Genomic DNA, 907 nt, shown 5'->3' on the forward strand with positions numbered 1-907 from the left:
CAGGTGCGCGACCACCCGCTCTACCTCACCGCCCTGGTGCTGATCTTGCTCGGCGCGCTGACCAAGAGCGCGCAGTTTCCCTTCCACTTCTGGCTGCCGCACGCCATGGCGGCGCCCACGCCCGTATCAAGCTATCTGCACTCGGCCACCATGGTCAAGGCCGGCGTGTTTCTGCTCGCGCGCATGTGGCCGGTGCTCGGCGGCACCGAGCCGTGGTTCTGGATCGTCGGCGGCGCGGGCGCCTGCACCCTGCTGCTGGGCGCCTATGCCGCGATGTTCCAGAACGACCTCAAGGGCCTGCTGGCCTATTCCACCATCTCGCACCTGGGCCTGATCACGCTGCTGCTCGGCCTGAACAGCCCGCTGGCCGCCGTGGCCGCCGTGTTCCACACCATGAACCACGCCACCTTCAAGGCCTCGCTGTTCATGGCCGTCGGCATCATCGACCACGAAAGCGGCACGCGCGACATCCGCCGCCTCTCGGGCCTGCGCAGCATGATGCCGGTGACCGCCACGCTGGCCATGGTGGCGGCGGCCGCCATGGCCGGCGTGCCGCTGCTCAACGGTTTTCTGTCGAAAGAAATGTTCTTCGCGGNGACCACGAAAGCGGCACGCGCGACATCCGCCGCCTCTCGGGCCTGCGCAGCATGATGCCGGTGACCGCCACGCTGGCCATGGTGGCGGCGGCCGCCATGGCCGGCGTGCCGCTGCTCAACGGTTTTCTGTCGAAAGAAATGTTCTTCGCGGAAACCGTGTTCCTCCAGGCCAGCGCCTTTTTGAACATCACCCTGCCCCTGATCGCCACGGTGGCCGGCATGTTCAGCGTGGCCTATTCGCTGCGCTTCACGCTGGACGTGTTCTTTGGCCCGCCGGCCACCGACCTGCCGCTGCAGCCGCACGAGCCGCC

At 67.5% G+C, this 907-nt stretch carries 1 protein-coding gene and 1 pseudogene; both read left to right on the plus strand.

The window, feature by feature from the left end:
• Window positions 1-594, plus strand: a pseudogene (locus QZH66_RS17150) (proton-conducting transporter membrane subunit); the annotation flags it as partial.
• A 62-nt stretch (window positions 595-656) separates the two neighbouring features.
• A partial coding sequence (locus QZH66_RS17155) for a hypothetical protein (protein WP_305807052.1) occupies window positions 657-907 on the plus strand: 251 nt, incomplete at its 3' end.

This window comes from Stenotrophomonas sp. YIM B06876 (assembly GCF_030711595.1).
Taxonomy (GTDB): Bacteria; Pseudomonadota; Gammaproteobacteria; order Xanthomonadales; family Xanthomonadaceae; genus Stenotrophomonas.